A 1924-nucleotide genomic window follows, 5' to 3' on the forward strand; every position below is an offset into this window, starting at 1 on the left:
GATATAATAGCTGGTTAAGACGGCCAGACCTGCACCAGGGGGGCAGTCGGACCAAGCACTCCTTGGTCCTGCATAGGCGAGTGAGTAAGAGTAAATACGAGCTAGTACACTTTCCAGCTTCGGATTAGCTTGGCTGTGGGATTGCAGTCCCGACGCAAAGCCCCTTCGCGTGTGCCCAGCACCACGGAGGGGTTTTTCTTTTGAGGGAACGTCCAACTGCACATGGTCAGTAACAGCCGCAAGTAGGACTCAGAGTGCACCAGATACAAGCTGCCATTGCCGCCCAGCGACTGAAGGAGGTTGCTGGACTCCTACTAAGGCTAATGGCTCCTCTGCGTATTATACGTAAGAACAATTATGTATGCCCGCATCTGAACCGTGGTGGCCGTGTGCCGCGCCGCTGAAAATGCTTGTCTGTGGCTTTGCCGAAGGGTTCAAGTTGGAAGTGTAGCCGGCGCAGCGCATTGCCTCAATGCCAGGCCTCGCTACAATTGGAATTGGGGGCTTGCCAGATGAATGAACAACCATTGGTCATTGCCTTGGTCACATGGTTTCTGGTGTTTGTCGCGGCGTTGGTCGGAATATGGATCGGCTCACGACTACCGGAGGAGCATCGCACGAACGACAGTCGCAACGTGGTGTCGAACTCGATGGCGATGGTCAGCGCACTGACGGCCCTGGTTCTTGGCCTTCTGCTCTCCGTCGCCAGCACATCGTTTGGGGAAAATCAGGAGCAGCTGATGTCAACCTCCAGCGATCTCATCCGCATGGAACACTTGCTGCGCCTCTATGGACATGAGGCGGATGGCTCCCGTGACTTGCTGCTGCAGTACGCGCATTCCATGTTGCAGGACGTATTCCCTCCGGACGGAAGCCAGCGCAACATCGAAAACGAAGATACGCTGGAGCTCCTGGCGAAAGTGGAAAATTGGGCAGCGTTGCTGGTTCCGGCGGACGAGACGCAACGTTGGTTGCAGCCGCACATTCTCGATGTGTCCAACAAAATTGTTCAGGAGCATTACGCGCTGGTGAAGCAGCGGCTGGATGGAATTCCGGCCGCGCTCATAGTGCTGATGCTCTTGTGGCTGGTCCTGCTGTTCGCAAGCTTCGGCCTGTTCGCTCCGTGGCATCTGACGAGCTTCATGGTGCTCCTACTGTCGTCAGGTGCCGCATCGGGTGCGGTTCTCCTGATCCTCGAGCTGGAGACGCCAAATCGCGGCTTAGTCAATCTGTCGCCCGGCCCGTTGCAACACGCAATCGAGGTGATGGACAAGCACGCCACGTCAGGCTGAAGGGCAGCAGCGACCGGCATTGTATCGGAGAAGGAGCCCCATGGCTGCTGCGCCGCGGCAGTGTCGCGCCACATCCGAGCTGGTCTCTTCTCCACGCGCACTCAGACTTCTAGAGTGACAATCCAAACATCAAAGCCACGAAGCAGCAGCTGGAGATGGACGCCATGAGTACCGTGATCGATGCCCGGCGCCGGCATTTTGGTGTCACCGCGGAGCAGGCGAAAGACGAGAGGCTTGGTACAGCGCTGGGGCGTCTGGCCTTCCGCGAGCTGATCAGCGAGACGCAATACCAGGCCGGAGTGGCGTTCGCCCAGCTCTATCGCGACCACCAGGCGACGGTGGGGCTGCCGTCACCCAGCCCACGGTCCGTGGCAGGCTTGCTGATCAACGAAGGCATCTTCGGTGCCAGTCCCAGCGAGCCGGTGCTCGAGGTTATCGAGAAGGTGAAGCGGCGGTTTGCTGATGCCACCAGCGTGCTTGATGCTTGCGACCGCGAGCACCGCATGTCGCGTGCTCGCCGGCCGACGCTGCTTGTGTACCGTGTGATCTGCACCGATCAGGATGCGATGCATTGGGTAGAAGAGGACATTGGGAACCTGCGCGTGGCATTGAATGCGCTGGTGCGGTTGTTC

The 1924-nt window shown here is 58.5% G+C and carries 2 protein-coding genes; both read left to right on the top strand.

The window, feature by feature from the left end:
* Positions 1-512: 512 nt before the first annotated feature.
* Positions 513-1292, top strand: a complete 780-nt coding sequence (locus WCJ41_RS21805) for a hypothetical protein (protein WP_336907934.1) — start codon at positions 513-515, stop codon at positions 1290-1292.
* A 164-nt stretch (positions 1293-1456) separates the two neighbouring features.
* Positions 1457-1924 (top strand): hypothetical protein (locus WCJ41_RS21810; RefSeq protein ID WP_336907935.1); only part of this gene is annotated, 468 nt, incomplete at its 3' end.

It is taken from the genome of Aestuariivirga sp. (assembly GCF_037139295.1).
Taxonomy (GTDB): domain Bacteria; phylum Pseudomonadota; class Alphaproteobacteria; order Rhizobiales; family Aestuariivirgaceae; genus Aestuariivirga.

What these genes read in the sequence shown, in the direction of transcription:
- WCJ41_RS21805 (WP_336907934.1), top strand. Translation starts at nt 513, where the DNA reads ATGAATGAACAACCATTGGTCATTGCCTTGGTCACATGGTTTCTGGTG.